The 20050-nt window shown below is 63.3% G+C and carries 19 protein-coding genes; 9 read left to right on the top strand and 10 right to left on the bottom strand.

The features are described 5' to 3' along the window. Window positions 1–27: 27 nt before the first annotated feature. The 4 genes from ABIB99_RS17215 to ABIB99_RS17200 all read right to left on the bottom strand — a co-directional run bounded on the left by ABIB99_RS17215 (window position 28) and on the right by ABIB99_RS17200 (window position 3660). Entirely contained in the window at window positions 28–720 is a 693-nt protein-coding gene (locus ABIB99_RS17215; protein WP_354176758.1) for an amino acid ABC transporter permease, read from the bottom strand. After that, window positions 717–1511, bottom strand: a complete 795-nt coding sequence (locus tag ABIB99_RS17210) for an amino acid ABC transporter permease (protein ID WP_354176756.1) — start codon at window positions 1509–1511, stop codon at window positions 717–719. Before ABIB99_RS17210 ends, ABIB99_RS17215 begins: the two co-directional genes overlap by 4 nt. Window positions 1512–1573: 62 nt before the next feature. Next, window positions 1574–2470 carry an amino acid ABC transporter substrate-binding protein gene (locus tag ABIB99_RS17205; RefSeq protein WP_354176754.1) on the bottom strand — a complete coding sequence of 299 codons (897 nt, stop codon included), beginning with the start codon at window positions 2468–2470 and terminating at the stop codon, window positions 1574–1576. A 29-nt stretch (window positions 2471–2499) separates the two neighbouring features. After that, window positions 2500–3660, bottom strand: a complete 1161-nt coding sequence (locus tag ABIB99_RS17200) for an aminotransferase class V-fold PLP-dependent enzyme (RefSeq protein ID WP_354176753.1) — start codon at window positions 3658–3660, stop codon at window positions 2500–2502. Window positions 3661–3897: 237 nt separating this feature from the next. Between ABIB99_RS17200 and ABIB99_RS17195 the strand changes: the two genes are divergently transcribed. From ABIB99_RS17195 to ABIB99_RS17180, 4 genes are all read left to right on the top strand, one after another. Then, entirely contained in the window at window positions 3898–4692 is a 795-nt protein-coding gene (locus ABIB99_RS17195) for an IclR family transcriptional regulator (protein ID WP_354176752.1), read from the top strand. Window positions 4693–5072: 380 nt separating this feature from the next. Then, window positions 5073–6497, top strand: coding sequence for a TadE/TadG family type IV pilus assembly protein (locus ABIB99_RS17190; RefSeq protein ID WP_071917521.1), 1425 nt, complete (start codon window positions 5073–5075; stop codon window positions 6495–6497). 10 nt (window positions 6498–6507) lie between these two features. Further along, window positions 6508–7065 carry a TadE/TadG family type IV pilus assembly protein gene (locus ABIB99_RS17185; protein WP_135214335.1) on the top strand — a complete coding sequence of 186 codons (558 nt, stop codon included), beginning with the start codon at window positions 6508–6510 and terminating at the stop codon, window positions 7063–7065. Continuing rightward, window positions 7065–7718 carry a TadE/TadG family type IV pilus assembly protein gene (locus ABIB99_RS17180; protein WP_028157690.1) on the top strand — a complete coding sequence of 218 codons (654 nt, stop codon included), beginning with the start codon at window positions 7065–7067 and terminating at the stop codon, window positions 7716–7718. Before ABIB99_RS17185 ends, ABIB99_RS17180 begins: the two co-directional genes overlap by 1 nt. A 117-nt stretch (window positions 7719–7835) precedes the next feature. Here ABIB99_RS17180 and ABIB99_RS17175 read toward each other — a convergent pair whose 3' ends face one another. Both ABIB99_RS17175 and ABIB99_RS17170 read right to left on the bottom strand, forming a co-directional pair. Continuing rightward, on the bottom strand, window positions 7836–8636 hold the full coding sequence (locus ABIB99_RS17175) for a type 1 glutamine amidotransferase domain-containing protein (protein ID WP_208086279.1): 801 nt from the start codon (window positions 8634–8636) through the stop codon (window positions 7836–7838). A 467-nt stretch (window positions 8637–9103) separates the two neighbouring features. Continuing rightward, entirely contained in the window at window positions 9104–10279 is a 1176-nt protein-coding gene (locus ABIB99_RS17170; protein ID WP_135214333.1) for a patatin-like phospholipase family protein, read from the bottom strand. A 220-nt stretch (window positions 10280–10499) separates the two neighbouring features. Here ABIB99_RS17170 and ABIB99_RS17165 point away from each other — a divergent pair, with 220 nt between their 5' ends. The 3 genes from ABIB99_RS17165 (at window position 10500) to ABIB99_RS17155 (ending at window position 13837) form a co-directional block, all read left to right on the top strand. Continuing rightward, entirely contained in the window at window positions 10500–11282 is a 783-nt protein-coding gene (locus ABIB99_RS17165) for an acetoacetate decarboxylase (RefSeq protein ID WP_354176750.1), read from the top strand. 113 nt (window positions 11283–11395) lie between these two features. Continuing rightward, window positions 11396–12412: a transporter gene (locus tag ABIB99_RS17160; protein WP_354176749.1), complete on the top strand. Its 1017-nt coding sequence runs from the start codon at window positions 11396–11398 to the stop codon at window positions 12410–12412. A 21-nt stretch (window positions 12413–12433) separates the two neighbouring features. After that, on the top strand, window positions 12434–13837 hold the full coding sequence (locus ABIB99_RS17155) for a carbohydrate porin (protein ID WP_354176748.1): 1404 nt from the start codon (window positions 12434–12436) through the stop codon (window positions 13835–13837). Here ABIB99_RS17155 and ABIB99_RS17150 read toward each other — a convergent pair. From ABIB99_RS17150 to ABIB99_RS17140, 3 genes are all read right to left on the bottom strand, one after another. Further along, a complete protein-coding gene (locus tag ABIB99_RS17150; RefSeq protein ID WP_354176746.1) occupies window positions 13834–15129 on the bottom strand; it encodes an MFS transporter in 1296 nt (431 codons plus the stop codon). The two genes, ABIB99_RS17155 and ABIB99_RS17150, sit on opposite strands and share 4 nt — an antisense overlap. A 113-nt stretch (window positions 15130–15242) precedes the next feature. Further along, window positions 15243–16439: an acetyl-CoA C-acyltransferase gene (locus ABIB99_RS17145; RefSeq protein ID WP_166352541.1), complete on the bottom strand. Its 1197-nt coding sequence runs from the start codon at window positions 16437–16439 to the stop codon at window positions 15243–15245. 279 nt (window positions 16440–16718) lie between these two features. Beyond that, on the bottom strand, window positions 16719–17489 hold the full coding sequence (locus tag ABIB99_RS17140) for an enoyl-CoA hydratase (protein ID WP_038941954.1): 771 nt from the start codon (window positions 17487–17489) through the stop codon (window positions 16719–16721). A gap of 153 nt (window positions 17490–17642) precedes the next feature. Between ABIB99_RS17140 and ABIB99_RS17135 the strand changes: the two genes are divergently transcribed. Beyond that, on the top strand, window positions 17643–18173 hold the full coding sequence (locus tag ABIB99_RS17135; RefSeq protein WP_166352545.1) for a PaaI family thioesterase: 531 nt from the start codon (window positions 17643–17645) through the stop codon (window positions 18171–18173). Window positions 18174–18242: 69 nt separating this feature from the next. Next, a complete protein-coding gene (locus ABIB99_RS17130) occupies window positions 18243–18863 on the top strand; it encodes a TetR/AcrR family transcriptional regulator (protein WP_028153393.1) in 621 nt (206 codons plus the stop codon). Window positions 18864–19101: 238 nt separating this feature from the next. Here the strand turns inward: ABIB99_RS17130 and ABIB99_RS17125 are convergent, their stop codons facing one another. Further along, a complete protein-coding gene (locus tag ABIB99_RS17125; RefSeq protein WP_028157678.1) occupies window positions 19102–20010 on the bottom strand; it encodes a LysR family transcriptional regulator in 909 nt (302 codons plus the stop codon). Window positions 20011–20050: the final 40 nt, after the last annotated feature.

The raw sequence follows: 20050 nt of genomic DNA, 5'->3' as shown, positions 1-20050 counted from the left end.
ATACGAGGCCGTTGGGTATCCCGAGGATCACCGTGCTGTGGCAAGGCCATATCGCTTGCGAAGGGTGGCGACGCACTGGGAGGCCACCGAGCTGATGGCGAGGTAGGCCACCGCGACGACGAGGTACATCTCGACGAGACGTCCATTGAGCTGTGCGAGCTTGGAAGCCGCGCCCAGAAGATCCGTCAACGACAGCACGTAGACGAGAGACGTGTCCTGAAACAGGATGATCGTCTGGCTAAGGATGATCGGGCTCGCCACGCGAAGGACTTGCGGCAGAACGACATGACGGTAGGTGTCGTAGGTCGACAGCGCGAGCGCCTGGCAGGCCTCGAACTGACCCTTGTTCACGGCCCGCAGTCCGACGCGGATGATCTCGGAGTAGTAGGCGGCTTCAAACAAGCCAAAGGTGATGAACGCCGTGTAGGTCGCCCCGATCGGAATCGGGCGGCCGTTGCCGCTCAGGTGCCCAAGCACGATCGGCACCAGGAAGAAGAACCAGAAGAGAACGAGGATCAACGGGATCGACCGGATGATCGCGACGTAGCCGCGGACGATCTGCGCGAACACCGGGACCTCGAAGTGCTGTACCAGCGCAAGACAGGTTCCGAGCACCATGCCGATGGCGAATGCGGCCGCCGTGAGCGAAAGCGAGAAGAGCAGGCCCGACCAGAGATAAGGCCACGACTGCGCGACGATCGAGAAATCGAGGGTGTTCATTTCACGGTCTCCATGGTGCCAGGCAGAGCGCTGCCTTGCTGCATGTCGGCGGCGAGATCCTGTTCAGCAGTGAGCTTCACCGGGGCGCTACCCGGAATCCTGAAGGCCTTGTCGATGAGCGTCATGATCTGATACGCAACCAGCGCCAGGCAAAGATAGATGATCGTCGCCGCGCCGAATGCCGAGAATGTCTGGAACGTTGCCTCGCTGATCTGGCGCGCCTGTGCGGTCAGCTCCATCAAGCCGATCGTGAGTGCGACGGAGGTGTTCTTGTATATTCCCATCACCTCGCTGGTGAGGCTCGGCACGATCAGGCGCAGAGCCTGCGGCACGACGATGTACCGATAGGTGAGGTAGCCACTGAGGCCGAGAGCGTTGGCGGCCTCAATCTGCCCCTTCGGAAGCGCTTCGATGCCGGCCCGGACCTGCTCGGCTATTCGAGACGCTGTGTAGAGTCCGAGGCAAAGGAGAGCCGGGAAGAACGATGCCCAAGGCGGCGGCATCTGCTTGATGGCATTTCCGAGCGCGGTCGGCACCACCTCCGGGAAAACGAAGTACCAGAGGAACATCTGCACCAGGACAGGGATGTTCCGGAATATCTCGACGTAGAGCCGGGCCGGAATCGAGACGAAACGATTCTGGACTGTGCGGCCCACGCCGACGAATACGCCGATGCCGAAGGCGATCCACCAGCCGAAGAAGGCCAGAGCCAGGGTCCAACCGAGACCCGACAGAAGCCAGTCGATATAGCGCTGGCCGTCTGCCGCCTGTTCAAAAAGCACTCCGAACATCGCGAGCCTCCGGGTTGCAGGTGCGGACGAGGATGACTTTCCGAGACGATCAGCTCCGTCAATCAGTCGACGGCATCGCTGGGATGTGCGATCCGCTCCATCAACTCGTCGGTGAGCGGGAATGCGAGGTTCTCACCCTTGGGCGGGATCGGCATGGTGAACCATTTTGCGTAGGTCTTCTCGAACTGGCCGGATGCCATCTGCTTGGAGAGAACGTCGTCGACGAGCCTCTTGAAGCCGGCATCGCCCTTGGTGAACATCAGTCCATAGTAGATCTTCGCGTAACCCTCGGAAAGGAACAGGAGCGCGTCCGGATTCGGCGCCGCAGCCTTGAGCCCGGCGAGAAGGATATCGTCCTCCATGAAGGCGACGGCACGGCCGGTGTTCAGCATGAGGAAAGATTCCGCATGGTCCTTGGCCTGGACGATGTTGAGGCCGAGCTGCTCCTTGGCGTTGACGCTCTGCGCGAAACCGACCGCGTTGGAGCCTTGCGTAGCGACAACCGTCTTGCCTTTCAGATCGCCGGCGGTCTTCACGCCACTGGCGGCCTTGACGAGCCAGCGCGGCTGGCTGACGAACGTTGCGACCGAGAACGAGACCTGTTCCTGCCGCTTCTTGTCGTTGGCGGTGCCGCCGCATTCGATGTCGACAGTCCCGCTCTGGATCAGGGGAATCCGGTTCGAGGAGTTCACCGGCGTGTAGTTGACCTTCAGACTGGGCAACTTCAGCTCATCCTTGATGCGATCGACGATCGCCGCGCAGAGCTCGAGCGAGAATCCGATCGGCTTCTGATCCGGCCCGAGGTATGAGAACGGTATCGAAGCCTCACGGTAGCCGATCGTGATCGCGCCGCTGGATTTGATCTTGTCGAGCGTCGCGCTGTCGGCTGCCGCGGACGGGCTTGCGTTGACAGCCAGGAGCGCCGGGAGAAGTCCCAATACCTGAACGAGCTTCTTCATGGTCTTTGCCTTCCCATCGTTTGTCAAACTCAAGCTGCGACGGACGGGCGTCCGAGCCCTCGCCGACGGATGACGTCGATCAGGCGATCGATGTCGGTGGCGGTGTTGAACATGCCGAGCGAGACGCGAATGCCATCTCGTTCGGGCGACACGCGCACGCCGTTCTCCTCGAAATGGCCGAGCCAGTCTGCTGCGGGCAGGGCGATGACGTAGATGTGCGGAGCGCGATGCTTGCGCTCGCGCGGACCAACGAGGCGGACGCCCAGCTCGTCCAGGCGTGCAATCAGGTGATCGCCGAGATCGAAGCAATGGTTCTGGATGTTCTGCACCCCAATCTGCTCGATCATGTCGAGCGAAGCACCGAGGGCGTGGACTGCGGGCAGGTTGAAGTTGCCGAGCTCGAAGCGCTTGGCGGCCGGCGAGGGCGCCATCCCGTCGGCACGCGCGATGAGGTCGCTCGGGATCTCGGCGAGGCTCGCAGCCGCCAGATAGGTCGGCTCGAGCTCTTTGAGCGTCTGGTCCCAATAGAGCAGCCCGAGCCCTTGCGGAACCAGTAATCCCTTGTGGCTGCCGGAGCCGATGAAGCTTGCGCCGATCGCCTTGGCGTTAACAGGCACGACTCCGATGGCCTGCATCACGTCCACCACGAAGTGGAGTTTGTTCCTGACGCACATCGCGCCGACGCTCTCGATGTCAAAGCGGTGACCGGCGTGAAAAGTCACATGCGACATCGAGATCGCACGCGTCCTTTCGTCAATGAAGGGAGCAAAGCTGTCGGCGTCGACGACGTCCGTCATCGGGATGAAGCGGATCTCGACGCCTTTCCGTTGCAGATTGAGGAACGCGTAGGCGTTGTTCGGGTGATCGCCGTGGATCATCAGGACGTTGTCGCCGGCCTGTAGCGGCAGTGCGTTTGCCGCAATGTTCATGCTTTCCGACGTGTTTTTCGTGAAGGCAATCTCATCCGCCGTCACGCCGAGAAAGCGGGCGACCTTGGCACGGGTCTGCTCGACCCGATCGAGCCAGATGCTCTTCGGACCGGCTGTCTCGAAGCCCTCGCGAAGGAAAAGCTCGATCGCGGCCTTCACGGGACGCGCGAGCGGCGTTTGAAACCCGGAATCCAGATAGACCATTCGTTCGACGGCGGGGAATTCCTTCCTCACGGCTTCCACGTCGTAATGACGAGACATGCACATCTCCTGTTGAGCGCGCCGGCAGAACTTGGCTCCCGGCCAAGCGGCGGAGCGCGATTTTCGGAACGGCGAGACCGCACTGCACAATTTCTGGTCAATCGCCGGTGACGCCAAGAATATGAGCTTTCAGGATTTCGACAATTGATTTTGTCGAATTTCAATATATTTTATTCCGAAAAATGATAATACTCGGCGTTGATCTTGATTTCACTTCCAGTTTTGGCCGGGTGGGAAATGACGAAGCGAATTGGGAAGGAAGGACCGTTGGATCGTGCTTTCGCGATCGTTCGGCATGTTGCCGACCAACGCAAAGCCGTCTCGGCCGCAGAGATCGCAAAGGCTCTTTCGCTGCCGCTTCCAACGGCACACAGGTTGATCGGAAACCTCGAAGACCGCGGACTGCTTCAGAAGGCGTTGGGTACCAAGCGGTACGTTGTGGGAAACCAGCTCGTCACACTGTCCGCGACTGTCATCGGCGCTGCATTTCGCACTGCGCGGCGGCACGCGGTGCTTCGGGCGGTCGCGGAAGAAATCGGCGAACAGTGTGAGATCGGCGTCGTACGCGACAACGTCGTTGCCTATGTCGACAGCGTTCGCGTTTCGGAGCCGCAAGGTCTTCAGTTCAATCCGGGGGAAGCGGCGCCGTTACACTGCACGTCGACCGGAAAGATCTATATGAGCAGACTGCCCGAGCGGATCCGGGCGAAGCTGTGCCGCGCGCTACCCCTCACCAAATTCACCAAAACGACGATCGTCGATGTCCAGGCGCTGATGAAGGTTCTCGAGGAGACGCGACAACGCGGCTGGGCCAAGACAAACGAAGAGTACGTCAAGGGGGTGGTGGGGTGCGCTGTCCCCATTCTGTCACCGGATCGGGAGTTGATCGCTTGCCTCGGCGTCTCTGTACCGGTGGCCCGCGTGAGCTTCGCCGAACTGGACCGGTTCATAGCGCCGCTTCAAAAGGCCGCCGCTCTGCTATCCGACACCATTCTGCAAGTTGAAGACGACGATGGCGCAGATGCCCGATGACGGCATGATGCCTTGGCCTCTGTGCCATAGCCGTCCTTAACCAGACCGACGTGCCTGCTGCGCGGTGATGCTGCGCAGCCCACCGGACGCACCCGCCAGCGCCGGCGTTGAGGCCGTATCGACCGCACCTGAGGCCGCTTACCCCTCAATCTCTGCGATCGCGTTTAACCGACGTTAATGATGTCTTCTCGATATGGAACATCCCACTCCGTTGCACTCCCTGTTTGTGGATTGCCCGTAAGTGTTGATTAAGAAGGCCATATCCATATTCCAGCCTGCGATTGGCGGGCTGACCGGCAGCGGTAATCCCACCGGTTGCCCCGATCAAAAGACTTTAGGAATTGCTCTCTGCCGCCACGACGGCAATCAGGATGAAGGTCATGCTCCGCCGGGTAGTGCTCCGTTTCGCAAGAGACCGGAAGGCCAACATCGCCGTTATCTTCGCCCTCACGATGGTGCCGATCGTCTTTCTCCTGGGCATGACGCTCGACTACACGCAGGCCGTCCGCAAGCGGGAGCAATTGAACGCAGCCGCCGACGCGGCCGCGATCGCAGCCGTGCGGCCGGCGATGCTGACCCAGACCGACAAGACGGTCGTCCAGGCGACCGCCGCAGCCGTCTTTGCAGCGAAGGCGAATCTTCCCGGTCTGACGGCGACGCCGACGCCGACCATCACCGTCACGGATTCCGGCCTCGCACGAAGCATCACGGTTTCGTACACCGCGCAGTCCGTCAATAATTTCCCCAGCGTTCTCGGCAAGCAGACCTGGGACGTCTCTGGCTCCTCAACGGCGAAGGCGTCGAGTGCGCCCAACATGAATTTCTACCTGCTGCTGGACGACTCGCCGTCGATGGCGCTTGCCGCGACGCAGGCCGACATCACCAACATGATCGCGGCCACGAAGAACCAGCCCAGCTACGCGAAGAATTGCTCGTTCGCCTGCCATGAGGCGCGTCCCAACAACGCAACTGCCAGCTCGACGAACAAGGACAATCTCACCGTCGCACGCGCAAACAACATCACGCTGCGCATCGATCTCGTGACCAACGCCGTTACGCAATTGCTGAAGGGACCCTGGACGTGCCCGCAGGCGGGTGTGACGGGCGGCGTCATGCAGTGCATGTCGGCGCTCAACAACACGACCTACAAGGCCGCCATCTACACCTTCGACTACGCCCTCAACACGATTCAGGTGCTGACCACGCCGGACACCGCCGCCACGAAGATCAACAACATTCAGCTCCTGACGGTCGACCACCAGAACTGCCCCATTGTCGATAGCAAGGGCAACTGCACCTACACCACCGACTACGGCACGGATATCTCGGGCGGGCTCACGGGCGTCAACACCGTGATGCCTGCGCCAGGCACCGGCACCAATCAGGCGGGCGATACGCCGCAGGAAGTGGTCTTCCTCGTCACCGACGGCGTCGAGGACAAGCTCATCCCGAAGACGGGGGGCTCCTGCGACCCCAATGCCACCTATGCGCTTCCGACAGCCAACTCGACGACCTTGCGGTGCCAGCAACCGCTCGACACGACGGTCTGCACGACGATCAAGAACCGCGGCATTCGCATCGCGGTCCTCTACACCGAGTATCTGCAGCTGAGCGACAGCTGGTACACGAGCCGCATCTCGCAGTTCAACAATCCATCCTCGTCAACCGGCACGATCGCGACACGGCTGCAATCGTGCGCATCGCCCGGTCTGTATGCGAGCGTGCAGACAGGTGGCGACATTTCCGCTGCGCTGACCAACCTCTTCATCAAGGTTGCGTCCAGCACGGCCAGCCTCGTGCAGTAGGGAAGGCGCCATGACCCGACAGGTCACGACAACGAAAAGACGCCGCAACCGCTGCGCCGCCTTCGCCGGCGATAGCCGCGGAGCCACGGCCGTCGAATTCGCGCTCGTTGCCGCGCCGTTTCTCGCCCTCATCATCGCGCTCATCCAGACGTTTCTGGTTTTCTTTGCCCAGCAGATGCTTGAAACCGTGGTGCGCCAGTCGGCGCGTCTCGTCATGACGGGGCAGGTTCAGTCGGCGCAGATGAACCAGGCGGTTTTCAAGCAGAAGGTCTGCGATCAGATCGTGATCCTGTTCAATTGCAGCGGTCTGATGGTCGACATGCAGGTCGCAACGTCCTGGTCTTCCGCGAACACGGCGACGCCCACGCTGACCTTCGACGGCTCGGGCAATGTGACCAACAGCTGGCAATACAATCCGGGCGATTCCGGCGATATCGTCGTTCTCCGCGTCATGTATGTCTGGCCGGTCGTGCTCGGGCCGCTCGGCTTCAATCTCTCGAACCTTAGCAATGGCAACCGGCTGCTCATGTCGTCCGCCGCGTTCCAGAACGAGCCAGGAGCTACCTGATGATCTCCGCCCTGTCGTCTCGCGCTCGGCAGATGTTGACCGATGTACGCGCTGTTGCAGCGACGGAGTTCGCCATCGTGACGCCGTTCATGCTGGTGCTCTATGTCGGCGGCGTCGAGCTCGGGAACGGGCTCGCCATGAACGTCAAGGTCAGCGCGACTGCGCACAGCGTTGCCGACATGATCTCGCAGAACACGGCCGTCACGTCGACCCAGATGGACGGCATTCTCGCTGCGGCGAGCTCCATCATGGCTCCCTATCCCATCAAGAACGGCAGCACCTCGCTGATGACGATCACGGTCTCCGAGGTCTCGACCGACAGCAATGGCAACGCGACGGTGCAATGGAGCAAGTCGACCAGTACGTCGGGGGCGAGGGCCGCCGGTCAGCAGATGACCTTGTCGTCCTTTACCGCGCCGGGCGGCACCAGCAATGCCAACATCTCGCTCATTCTGAGCGAGGTGTCCTACGACTACGCGCCCAACCTCGGCTTCACGATCGCCGGCACGGTGAAGCTGTCCGACAGCTATTACCTGTTCCCCCGCTGCTCGACGAACACCCCCGCCACGTCGAGTTTTCCCTATTACGACGTGAAATATCCGGCGGCGAAGACCTGCACCTGCGTGCAGCACTTGCAGCAGAAGACCTGTTAGTTTCACGGAACGCGGTCCGAAAGAAGCCGGATGCCGCTGAGGCACGCTTCCGTCCCGATTTCCTCCCGGCCCCTGTGCGCAATTGCGCACCGGGCCGGATGACATTGGAGTAAACGCTTACGCCGCCACAGTGGCGCGGTCGAGCGCTGCGATCAGCTTTGCCGCGATGGGATGGTCGGACCGCGGATTCTGGCCGGTGATCAGCTCGCGGTCCTCGACGACGTAAGGCTCGAAGTCGACGGCGCTTCGGCTGACCTCGGCACCCGCAGCTCCCAGCGCGTCCGGCATGGTGAAGTAGATCTTGCCGTGCAGGAACTGCTCCTCGATCGGTATCTCTTCCGAGGCGGTGAACACCGTCATCTTATATCCCGCATATTGCCAGCCCTTGCCCAGCTCCGCGACCTTGGCCTTGTCGCCGGCGATCAGGGCGGCGCGATAGGCCTTGGCGTCGGGCAGGGCGGCCAGAGTTGCGATCGGTCCGTGGCAGAGCAGCGCCGTGATCTTCTTCCGTTCGTGGAAATATCGCAGAATCTTGCCGAGCTCGGGATCCTGCATGAGGTCGACGACCGGGCCCTGCCCGCCGGGGACAAAAACGGCGGCGTATTGATCCAGTCCTCCGTCCACGATCGCGCGCAACGTATGGACGTTGGTCATCGCCGGGTCCTTGTCGAAGAAGTCGCGTCCCCGCCGGTAGGCCTTCTCGTCGCCGTCAAAATGGGCCGCATGATCGGAGGCCGGATCGATGTACGGTTGCTTGCCGTTCGGCGTCGCCAGCACCACCTCGTAGCCGGCATCGATCACGGCCATCGCCGGCACGACGGTTTCATTGAGGTATTGGCCGGTCGGTCCGGTGCCGCCGCCCTGGATCTCGATACGGGTGGCATTGGAGCCGACAACGAGCACTTTTCCTTTGGACATGGTGTCTCCTGCGATTTGCTTGATCGTCTTGCGGTTAGAACTTCATAACAATCCGGCCGACGCGAACGGCAACCTGACGCGACGACCGTTCTGGCGTTTCAAGCAACGACTGGAGCAGATCGGGCGGAGCACGCCGCTTCGCTCCGCAAGCTCGCCCCGAAGGCTCCTGCGGAGGGAATAATCTGTCGCTGCTGAAGAAGTAAGCGGCTTCGCTGATGGCGCGCAAGCCAGCCTCCCAACGTCATTCCGCGCGCAATTTAGGGGATGCGGCGTAGTCTGACCATGTGGCGCGATCGGCCTGGAGCGGATGCATCGTGCGATTTTGCAATGATGCCATCATGCTCCTGTTTTGCCCGACGAGTCAAGTTTACTTCGGTAAAACGTAAGTCATTGATCCGCCGCGCGCCGGCTACTGTGCATGGGGTTGTTTTCGCAGTTTTTGTTTGGAGCAGCCCGCGCGGGGTGCTTTACGCGCTCTCCGTCTCCCGGTGCACGTCGTGCACCACGAGGCCCATGCCTTCGTCCGGCATCTTGATCCAGTCGCGGCGCTTCAGCGTGCGCTTGGTGTCCTCGTAGCCGCTCGTCCAGTGCTCGCGCATCGAGGTGCCCGAGAACTCATGGTCCTTGGCGTCGCCCTCATAGGCCTTCTGCTGGTAGATCAGGTGCAGGATCGCGATCTCCGGCATGCGGCGCAGGCTCGACTTGAGCTGGCGATCCTCGTCGGAGAGTTGCTCGTCCGGGACTTTCGCCAGGGCCTTGTAGAGCAGAACCTTGAGGTTGTGCGTGCGGCGGTAGACGTCGGTGTTGTGGCGCGTGCGCGAGGAATACATGATGTCCTTGTGGCGGGCCATCACGTCCTGGATCGAGCGCGGCAGCACGCCCCGTGCGCTGAACAGGTCGACCTGGAACACCAGCGAGTTGAGCGCATCCTCCTGGTCGAGCAGATGCTGGAGCGGCGTGTTGGAGACGATGCCGCCGTCCCAGAAATGATCGGTGCCGATCCGCACCATCGGCAGCGCCGGGGGCAGGGCGCCGGAGGCCATGATGTGCTCCGGCTCGATCTCGTCATGGGAGTTGTCGAAATAGATGAAGTTGCCCGAGAGCACGTTGACCGCGCCGACCGCGAAACGGACCTTCTTCTCGTTGATGAGGTCGAAGTCGACGAGCTCCAGCAGGCTCTCCTTCAGCGGCATCGTGTCGTAATAGCTGGTGGCGGTGCGCGCGCCGACCGGGCTGAACCAGGGATTGACCTGGTGCGGGGTGAAGAAGCCGGGCTGGCCCATCGCCGACGTCATCCACGCACTGGTGAGATTGCGCCACTGGCGGAAGATGTCGCCGTCGGGCGTGTAATGCCAGATCTTGCGATTGGTGATGCGCTCCCAGAAGATGCGCAGCGCCTCCAGCCGCTTCTCCGGCTTGTTGCCGGCGATGATGGCGGAGTTGATTGCACCGATCGAGACACCGCAGACCCAGTCGGGCTCGATGCCGGCTTCGTGCAGCGCCTGGTAGACGCCGGCCTGGTAGGCGCCGAGCGCGCCGCCACCTTGCAGCACCAGCGCGACGCGGTCGCAGCGTTCGGGGCGCCAGCCCCGTGCGGGAGGCTGATGCGTCTGATGAGCCGGTTGCGACGTGCGGGCGTCCATGGGTGCCTCCTAGCGTGGACCAAACGATTGCGTCCGGCAGTGACGGCGTGATGACAATTTCAGCGCCGATGCGTCGTCTGCATGCAGGCCGACCGCAGCGGGAATGGCGGGAGGTCGTGCGCCTGACGGAAATCCTTCACATCGCAGTCAATGACGGCGGCTAGCAATTTGCGATCCGGGCCTGACGCCGCCGGGCGGGCATCACACACAGGAGATCAGGATGCGCAAGGAAGACGTGCTGAGACTTCCGTCCATGCCGGCGGCGGGGCCGAGCTATCCGGCCGGGCCCTATCGCTTCGTCAACCGCGAATTCCTTGTCATCACCTACGAGACCGATCCGGAGCTGATCCGCGCCGGCCTGCCTGAGCCGCTGGAGCCGATCGACCAGCCGATCGTGCACTACGAATGGATCAAGATGCCGGACTCCTCAGGCTTCGGCAGCTACACCGAATCCGGCCTCGTCATCCCCGCGCGCCTCAACGGCGAGGAGGTCAATTTCGTCTCGCAGATGTATCTGGATGATGATCCGCCGATCGCGGCGGGCCGCGAGATCTGGGGCTTTCCCAAGAAGTACGCCCATCCGAAACTCGAGATCGTCAAGGACACGCTGACTGGCACGCTGGAATATGCCGGTCAGCTCGTCGCCATGGGCACGATGGGCTACAAGCACGAGAGCATGGCCGGCAACGGCGATCGCACCCGTGCGACGCTGTCGAAGACGCAGATCAATCTGAAGATGATCCCGGGCGTCGACGGCCGTCTCGAAGTCTGTCAGCTCGTCGCGATCAACCTCATCGACATCGTGCCGAAGGGCTCCTGGATGGGGCCCGGCCGGCTGCATCTGGTGCCGCATGTCAACGCGCCGGTCGCGGATTTTCCGGTTCGCCGCTGCCTGGGCGCGCACCACTACATCGCCGATCTCACGCTGCCGTTCGGCCGCGTCGTGCACGACTACGTCAAGGAGGCCGAGGCGATGGCCGCGACGGGGCTGGCCGCGGAGTAGGGCGGCCATCATCAAACTGTAACAAAGCCGTAATTGAGTACCCGTGAGAGGTCCGGAAGATGCCGTCAGCCATCTTCCGGAAGCGGGGCATTTGTTGACGGTTGGGGTTGGCCATGGCTGAGCCGGCGAAGCTTGTCAGCGCGATATCGGATTCCGTGCCCGCCATTCCCGGCCTGGTCTGGGCGTTCCGGCTGCACGGCGACGGCAGCGCCGAGGCGCTGCCGATCGACCAGCCGATCGAGTTCAGCCATGACGGCCGGCTCTGGCTGCATTTCAACCTGACCGATGCGCGCGCACGGCCCTGGATCGCGGCGTCACAGCTGCCGCCGCTCGCGCGTGACCTCCTACTGTCCAACGACACTTTCCAGCAGCTTCACGTCATCGACCACTGCGTCTACGGCGTCTTCTCCGATCTCGTGCGCGACATCGACAGCGCGACGGAAGAGACCGCGTTCCTGCGTTTCGCCATGACCGAGCATCTTCTCGTCAGCGGCCGGCATCAGGCGCTGTGCTCGGCCGATGCGACGCGCCGCGTGCTCGAAGGTGGCTACCGCGTCGACAACGTCGCCCATCTCCTGGAAAAGATCGTCGACGAGGTCGCCGACACGCTGGACCGGATGGCGGACAAGCTCGGCCAGGAGATCGACGACATCGAGGAACGGATTTTGGCCGACGACGCCAAGCCGGAGATGCGCCGCAATCTCGGCCGGCTGCGCCGGACCTGCGTCAGGTTGCATCGCCAGCTCACCGGCCTGCGCGTGCTGTTCCACCGCCTCGATCAGAAGAACACCGATCATCTCGCGCCGGCCTTGCGCATCCACGCCGGCAAGCTGGCGCAGCGGCTGGACGGGCTCGATCACGACATCGTCGAGCTTCGCGAACGCAGCCGCCTGCTCGAGGAGGAGGTGCGCTTCAAGAACGAGGAGGAGAGCAACCACCACCTCCACACGCTCTCCATCGTGACCTCGCTGCTGCTGCCGCCGACCTTGATCACCGGCATCTTCGGCATGAACACCAAGGGCCTGCCGCTCACCGATGTCGAGAGCGGATTTCTCTGGGCGGCGCTCCTGATGGCCTCGTCGGTCGGCGCGGCCTATCTGTTCATGCGGCGCACGGGTATCTTTAGGTAGCGTACGCAGCCGGTATCAGCCGTGATCGGGACGTCCCACAGATTTCCGCTGCGAAATGCGGCCGCGATTGTGCTGGTCTCAACGTTGGCGAGCACCGGCGCGCTCGCCGGCGCCAAGGACGAAAGCGCGGCCGCATGGCTGGCGCCAAAATGGTTCAACGAATGGCATGACGGGCTCGCCAACAAGGGGCTGAATTTCGGCGCCACCTATATCGCCGACAACATCGCCAACGTCTCCGGCGGCGTGAAGCGTGGCGCCATCCATTTCGGGCGCCTCGATCTCTCGGTCGATGCCGATCTCGACAAGCTCGTCGGCTGGACCGGCGGCCGCTTCTACGCCAATGCGTTCGTGATCTACGGCCAGGGGCTCTCCCGCAACTACGTGATGAACCTCGCCACCATCAGCGAGATCGAGGCATTGCCGGACCAGCGGCTCTACAACGCCTATTTCGAGCAGAGCTTCTTCGGCGACCGCCTGAACATCAGGGCCGGCCAGCAGGCCGCCGACGTCGAGTTCTTCGACAGCCAGACCGACGACCTCTTCATCAACGGCACCTTCGGCTGGCCCGCGATCAAGGCAAGCAATCTTCCAGCCGGCGGCCCGGCACCGCCGATCGCGGTGCCCGGTATCCGCATCAAGGCGGCGCTGACCGAGACCATCACCGCGTTCGGTGCGGTGTTCAACGGCGATCCGTCAGGTCCGGGCGATCAGGATCCGCAGCTGCGCGACCATCATGGCCTGGCGTTCCGCGTCAACGATCCGCCGTGGGTGATCGGGCAGGTCCGATTCAACTACGACATCGATATCGGCGGCCGGCCGCTCGCCGGCAATTTCACGCCGGGCGCCTGGAAGCATTACGGCTCGTTCGACAGCCAGCGTTTTACGGCCGAGGGGCTCTCGATCGCCGATCCCGGCGGAAGCGGTGTACCTGCAAAACTTCGCGGCAATTACGGTGTCTTCGCCGTGATCGAGCAGGTGCTCTATCGCCCGCCGGAGGTGAAGGACAACACCACGTCAGCCTCGATCCCGGGCGTCACCGCGTTCGGCCGCATCGCCTACAGCCCGCCGGACCGCAATCTGATCGACCTTTATGTGGACGGCGGCATCGGCTTCGTCGGCTTCACGCCAGGCCGTCCGCTCGATCGCTTCGGCGTGGCGATGGCCTATATGCGGATTTCGAACACCGCGCGCAATCTTGACATTGATACGCAGGCTTTCACCGGCATCCAGAGTCCGGTGCGCAGCAACGAGACGCTGATCGAGATGATCTACGAGGCGCATATCAAGCCGGGCTGGCTGATCGCGCCTTACTTCCAATACGTGTTCCGCCCCTCCGGCGGCATCCCCAATCCGAACGATCCGACCGGTGTTTCGCGGATCGGTGACGCCGCAGTCTTCGGCGTCACCACCACGATCAGGTACTAGGCCATCGCCGGCTTCGGCTCGGCCTTCGGTTGCCGCGACAGCGCCAGCACGATCAGCGAGGCGAACACGCAGAGCGCGCCGGCGATGAAGAACGCGGGCAGGTAGCTCTCATAGACCGTCCGCGAGAAACCGGCGCCGAACGCCGCTGTGCCTGCGCCGAGCTGATGGCCGGCGAAGATCCAGCCGAACACCAGATTGGCGCGCTCGGGCCCGAACTTCTGCGCGGTGAGCCGCACTGTCGGCGGCACCGTGGCGATCCAGTCGAGGCCGTAGAACATCGCGAAGATCGACAGCCCGTAGAACGAGAAATCGCTGAAGGGCAGGAAGATCAGCGAGAGCCCGCGCAGGCCGTAGTACCAGAACAGGAGGTAGCGGTTGTCGTAGCGGTCCGACAGCCAGCCCGACATGATGGTGCCGAAGAAGTCGAAGATACCCATCGCGGCGAGCAGGCCTGCCGCCTGTACCTGCGGGATGCCGAAATCGAGGCACATCGGGATCAGGTGCACCTGGACGAGGCCGTTGGTCGAGGCGCCGCAGACGAAGAAGGTCGCGAAGAGAATCCAGAACGCGCGCGACTTCGAGGCGTCGCGCAGTGTGCCGAGCGCCACGCCGGTGATCGAACCATGGCTGACCGGCGGGGCCGGCAGGGGCTCGGTGCCTTCGTCGCCGAACGGGCGAAGGCCCACATCGCTCGGCCGGTCGCGCATGGCGAGGAGAACCGCCACGGCGGAGACGCCGAGCGCGATGCAGACGAAGCCGAGCGCGAGCCGCCAGCCGTAACGTTCGGTCAGGCTTGCGAGCAGCGGCAGGAATACGAGCTGGCCGGTGGCGACGCTCGCGGTCATGATGCCGACGACGAGGCCGCGCCGCGCGGCGAACCAGCGCGTCGCTATGGTGGCGCCCAGCACCAGCGCGGTCATGCCGGTGCCGATGCCGATCACGACGCCCCACAGCAACACGAGCTGCCAGACTTGCGTCATGCCGAGCGAAGCCACCAGCGCCGAGACGACGATGAGCTGGGCGGTCAGCGTGACGTTGCGCAGGCCGTAGCGGTTGAGCAGGGCGGCCGCGAACGGCGCCATCAGCCCGAACAGGATGAAGCGAATCGACAGCGCGGAGGAAATCTGCGCCGTGCTCCAGCCGAACTCGTGCTGAAGCGGGACGATGAAGACGCCGGGCGCGCCGACCGTGCCGGCGCTGATCAGCGCGGTGAGGAAGGTCACGCCGACCATCACCCAGCCGTAGTGGATATTGCGGCGGCCGAGTGTCGCCGCGAGCCAGTTCGAGATCATTGGGCCTCAATGTTTGATGGGCAGGCTTTGAGACACCTGCACGAGCTTGTAGAATGGCACGGGACGCGTCTGTCGAAAATGACAGAGTTCCCTCATTTTCGGACGTATCTAGGTCAGTGCGTCAGACGCTCCACGGCGATGGCCGTGGCTTCACCGCCGCCAATGCAGAGTGCCGCAACGCCGCGCTTGAGGTTTTGCGCCTCGAGCGCGTGCAGCAGCGTCACAATCAGCCGCGCGCCGGTGGCACCGATGGGATGGCCAAGCGCGCAGGCGCCGCCGTTGATGTTCAGCTTCTCGCGCGGGATGCCGAGGTCGCGCTGCGCCGCCATCGCCACCACGGCGAAGGCCTCGTTGATCTCGAACAGGTCGACATCGCCGGCGCTCCAGCCGACCTTGTCGAGCAGCTTGCGGATCGCCGGGATCGGAGCCGTCGTGAACCATTGCGGCTCCTGGCTGTGGGTGGCGTGGCCCTTGATCTCGGCGATTGCCGGCAGGCCGTTGCGATCAGCCAGCGAGCGCTTCGTCAGCACCAGCGCCGCGGCGCCGTCGGCATTGGCGGAGGAGGCGGCCGGCGTGATGGTGCCGTTGGCGCGGAACGCCGGCTTCAATCCGGGGATTTTCGCAGGATCGACCTTCAGCGGATGCTCGTCATTGGCGACGATGCGCGGGCCGGCTTTCTCGGTGAGCGTGATCGGCGCGATCTCGGCCTTGAACGCGCCGCCCTCGACCGCCTTGCGCGCGCGGCTCAGCGTCTCCATCGCGTAGGCATCCTGGTCCTTGCGGGTGAACTGATAGGCTTCCGCGGTGGCCTCGCCGAAATCGCCCATGGAACGGCCGGTCTCGTAGGCATCCTCCAGCCCGTCCATCATCATGTGGTCGATGATGCGGTCGTGCCCGGCGCGGTAGCCGCCGCGCGCCTTGGCGAGGAGATAGGGCGCGTTGCTCATGCTCTCCATGCCGCCAGAGACGACGATCTCGGCCGAGCCTGCGCGGATGATGTCGTGCGCCAGCATGGTCGCCTTCATGCCGGAGCCGCAGACCTTGTTGACGGTGGTGGCGCCGGTGGCGTCGGGCAGGCCGGCCGCGCGCGCCGCCTGGCGCGCCGGTGCCTGGCCTTGTCCGGCCGGCAGCACACAGCCCATGAAGACCTCGTCAACTTTCTCAGGCGCAAGCTTCGCCCGTTCCAGCGCCGCGCCGATCACGTGCGATCCGAGCTTGTGTGCCGCCAGCGGCGACAGCTCGCCCATGAAGCGGCCGAGCGGGGTGCGGGCGGCGGAGACGATGACGACGGGATCGGCGGCTTCGGCCATGATGAAACTCCCAGCGATGACGGAAAAGATTATGATCATCATATGATGCGGCGCAAAAAATGCAACCGCGGCCGGCATGAGAAATTGTCGTGGTTCGGATGAGATTTGGTCGTTCGATTGGAGGAGGGGTGCGGCTTGGGGGGGGCGGTAGCCGCCACACCAAACACTGTCATCGCCCGCGAAGGCGGGCGATCCAGTACTCCGAGACAGCTGTGATGAATCGAGGGGCCGCGGCGTACTGGGTGCCCCGCCTTCGCGGGGCATGACACTGTCTTTGGATTACCTCTTCCTGTTTACGAAAGCCTGCATCAGCCGCGTCGGCTCGTCTGTCAGGAACGACTCGCCGAACACCTTGACGCTGAGATTTACCGACTCCGTCAGCGGTAATTCCTCCCATTGCCGCAGCAGCGCCTTTTGCGACCGCAGCGCCTCCGGGCCGCATTCGAGCAGCGCCTTCACGACGTGTTCGACCTCGGCATCCAATCCGCCCTCCGGCGCGACCTTGTCCACCAGTCCCCAGGCCAGCGCGGTCGGCGCGTCGATGTTCTCCGCCGTCATCACCAGCCAGCGCGCGCGGGCCCAGCCGATGAGGCGCGGCAGCAGGGCGGCGTGGATCACCGAGGGGATGCCGACGCGGACCTCCGGCATGCCGAAATGCGCATCGTGTGCAGCGATTCTGAAATCGCAGGCGGCGGCGACTTCGAGGCCACCGCCGAGGCACCAGCCCGGCATCCGCGCGATCACGGGGGCCGGGAATTGGCGGACGGCCTCGCAGAGATCACGCAGGCGGCTGATGAAGGCTTCGGCTGACTTCTGGTCGAGCTTGGCCATCTCCTTGATGTCGGCGCCGCCGATCATGCTCTTCTCGCTCTGGCCGCGCAGCACCACGACGCGGATGCTGCGGTCAGTCGCGAGGGTCTGCAGGCCTTCGCGCACGGCATCGGTGACGGGCGAGCCCAGAATGTTCAGCGAGCCGGCGTTGCAGATCGCGACATGAACGACGCCGCGCGCATCGCGCGTCACGCCGCAGTGATTGTTGAGCATTTCCATCGGAGCATCTCGGAGTTTCGTGGACATGCGCGAGGGGCGCGGGTCGGGATCACTTCGGTGCCGAAACGCTCTGCTTGTCAAGCGGGTGGGGGGCGGAGTTGCCATGGCGAAGTTCGTGACATAGTATGACATACATCATACAAAGAGGCCGCCATGACCTGTAACGATCAACTCGACCTGTTTTCGCCCGCGCAGCGGCGTGAGCGCGTGGTGGACTGGCAGGTGCCTGCGCCGGTTGCACAAGCAGCGATGGGGCTTTCAGGCATGGACGCGATGCTGGGAATCCGCGACGGCCGGTTGCCGCCGCCGCCCTTCGCAAAATTGATCGGTTTCACCATGGCGGTGGTCGAGCCGGGCCGGATCGTGATGGAACTGGAGCCGCGTGAGGATCTCGAAAATACCATCGGCCTCCTGCACGGCGCGACCGCCGCGGCGCTGATTGATACCGCCATGGGCTGCGCCATCTCGACGCGGCTGGAGCCCGGGCAATCGTCCGTGACGCTCGACCTGAAAATGACGTTCCTGCGCCCGCTGTCGGTCCGTTCCGGGCTGATCTCGGCTGAAGGCAAGATCATCAAGCTGGGGCGTCAGACCAGTTACACGGAAGGTTTCGTGCGCGACGGCAAGGGCGCGCTCGCAGTCCATGCAACTGCAACCTTTTCCATGATCGGCGCGACAACTTAACATGAATTAATGCACCGCCTGGTCCATTTCTGTGTTATGAGATGATCTCCGACATTCAATGAGACCCGCATGCGCTATTCCCGGGAACACAAGCAGGAAACCCACGACCGAATCGTGAAGAAGGCCTCCGTGCGGCTGCGCGAAAAAGGCGCTCACGGCATCGGCGTCGCCGACCTCATGAAGGAGGCGGGCCTGACCCATGGCGGCTTCTACGCGCATTTCGACTCGCGCGAGGCGCTGGTGATCGAGGCCTTTGCCTACGCCATGGACCGCTCGATGGAGCACTGGCGCAAGCAGTCCGATCAGGTCGCGCCCGAAAAGCAACTGACCCAGATCGTCGAGACTTATCTTTCGGCGCTGCATCGGGACAATCCTGGCCACGGCTGCTCTATTCCCGCGCTCGGCGCCGAGATCGCCCGCGAGAGCCCGAAGACGCGCAAGGCCTTTGCCGGAAAGCTCGACGAGATGGTCGAGATGATGACCGATTTCATCCCCAACCTGCCGCGCAAGGCCGCGCGCAAGCAGGCGATCGCGACGCTGGCCACGATGGCCGGCACCATGCTGCTGGCGCGCATTGCAGGCTCGAGCGAACTGTCGGACGAGGTGCTGAAGGCCGGCAAGGACAGCGCGCTCGATGGCGCGAAGCGCGAGCCGAAGGTGACGGCGGCGAAGAAGGCGAAGCAGAATTAGGCCAACTACGCTCTCAGAACCTCATCCTGAGGAGACCGCGAAGCGGTCGTCTCGAAGGATGGCTGCGGGCGAGATGTCGGCCTGCATGGTTCGAGACGGCGCTTCGCGCCTCCTCACCATGAGGGTTTGGCAGTGCCGTAGGGTGGGCAAAGCGAAGCGTGCCCACCATGTAGCCGCGAGTGTGGAGAGATGGTGGGCACGGCGCTAGGGCGCCTTTGCCCACCCTACGAGACCGTCGTTACCTTCCCGCAAACAACGCCCGCTCGCGCTCCACGATCTCGCCGATGTAATCGGCCACCGCGCGGATCCGCGCGAGATCCTTGCTGTCCGCGTGCATCAGCATCCAGAACGTCCGCGTGATCGATATCTCCTCCGGCAGCACCGCGACAAGCTGCGGATAATCGCTCGCCATGAAATGCGGGAGCACGGCGATGCCGAAGCCCGCGAGCGTCGAATTGAGCTGCGCGATCAGATTGGCGCTGCGGAAGCGCGCCGAAATCCGCGGCGATACCTGCGGGAGGTAATCGAGCTCGGGCGTGAACAGGAGCTCCTCGATATAGCCGACGAAGCGATGCTGCGGCAGGTCCTGCCGCGAGGTGATTTTCGGGAAACGGTCGAGATAGGCCGGCGCCGCATAAAGCCCGAGGCGGTAGTCCAGGAGCTTGCGGCCGACGATGCGGCCTTCCTTCGGCATGGTCAGGCTGATCGCGATATCCGCTTCGCGCTTGGAGAGACTGAACAGCCGCGCGGTGGCCACAAGTTGCAGATCGAGGTCGGGATAGCGGTCGGCGAACGGCGCCAGCCGCGGCGCCAGGAAGGCGGTGCCGAACCCGTCGGGCGCGCCGATCCGCACCGTTCCGGTCAGCCGTGCCACCGAGCCGCCGACCTGCTCCTGGTTGGCGACGATGGTCGATTCCATGGCTTCCGCGCTGTCGGCGACGCGCTGGCCAGCCTCGGTGAGGAGATAGCCGGTCTTGCGCCGGTCAAACAGCTTTGCCGAGAGGTGTCTCTCCAGCCGGTCGACGCGGCGGATCACGGTGGCGTGGTCCACTCCGAGCTGTTTAGCCGCAGCCGAAACCGAGCCGCCCCGCACGATGGCCAGCACGAAGCGGAAGTCGTCCCAGTCGATGCTACCTTGATCCAGCATTTTCGCACATCTATGGTGCATTATCTCAGACTTGAATCCT

Source organism: Bradyrhizobium sp. LA6.1 (genome assembly GCF_040547805.1).
GTDB lineage: Bacteria > Pseudomonadota > Alphaproteobacteria > Rhizobiales > Xanthobacteraceae > Bradyrhizobium > Bradyrhizobium barranii.
The sequence above is the reverse complement of the archived record's forward strand: the minus strand, read 5'-3'. Positions and strand labels throughout refer to the sequence as shown.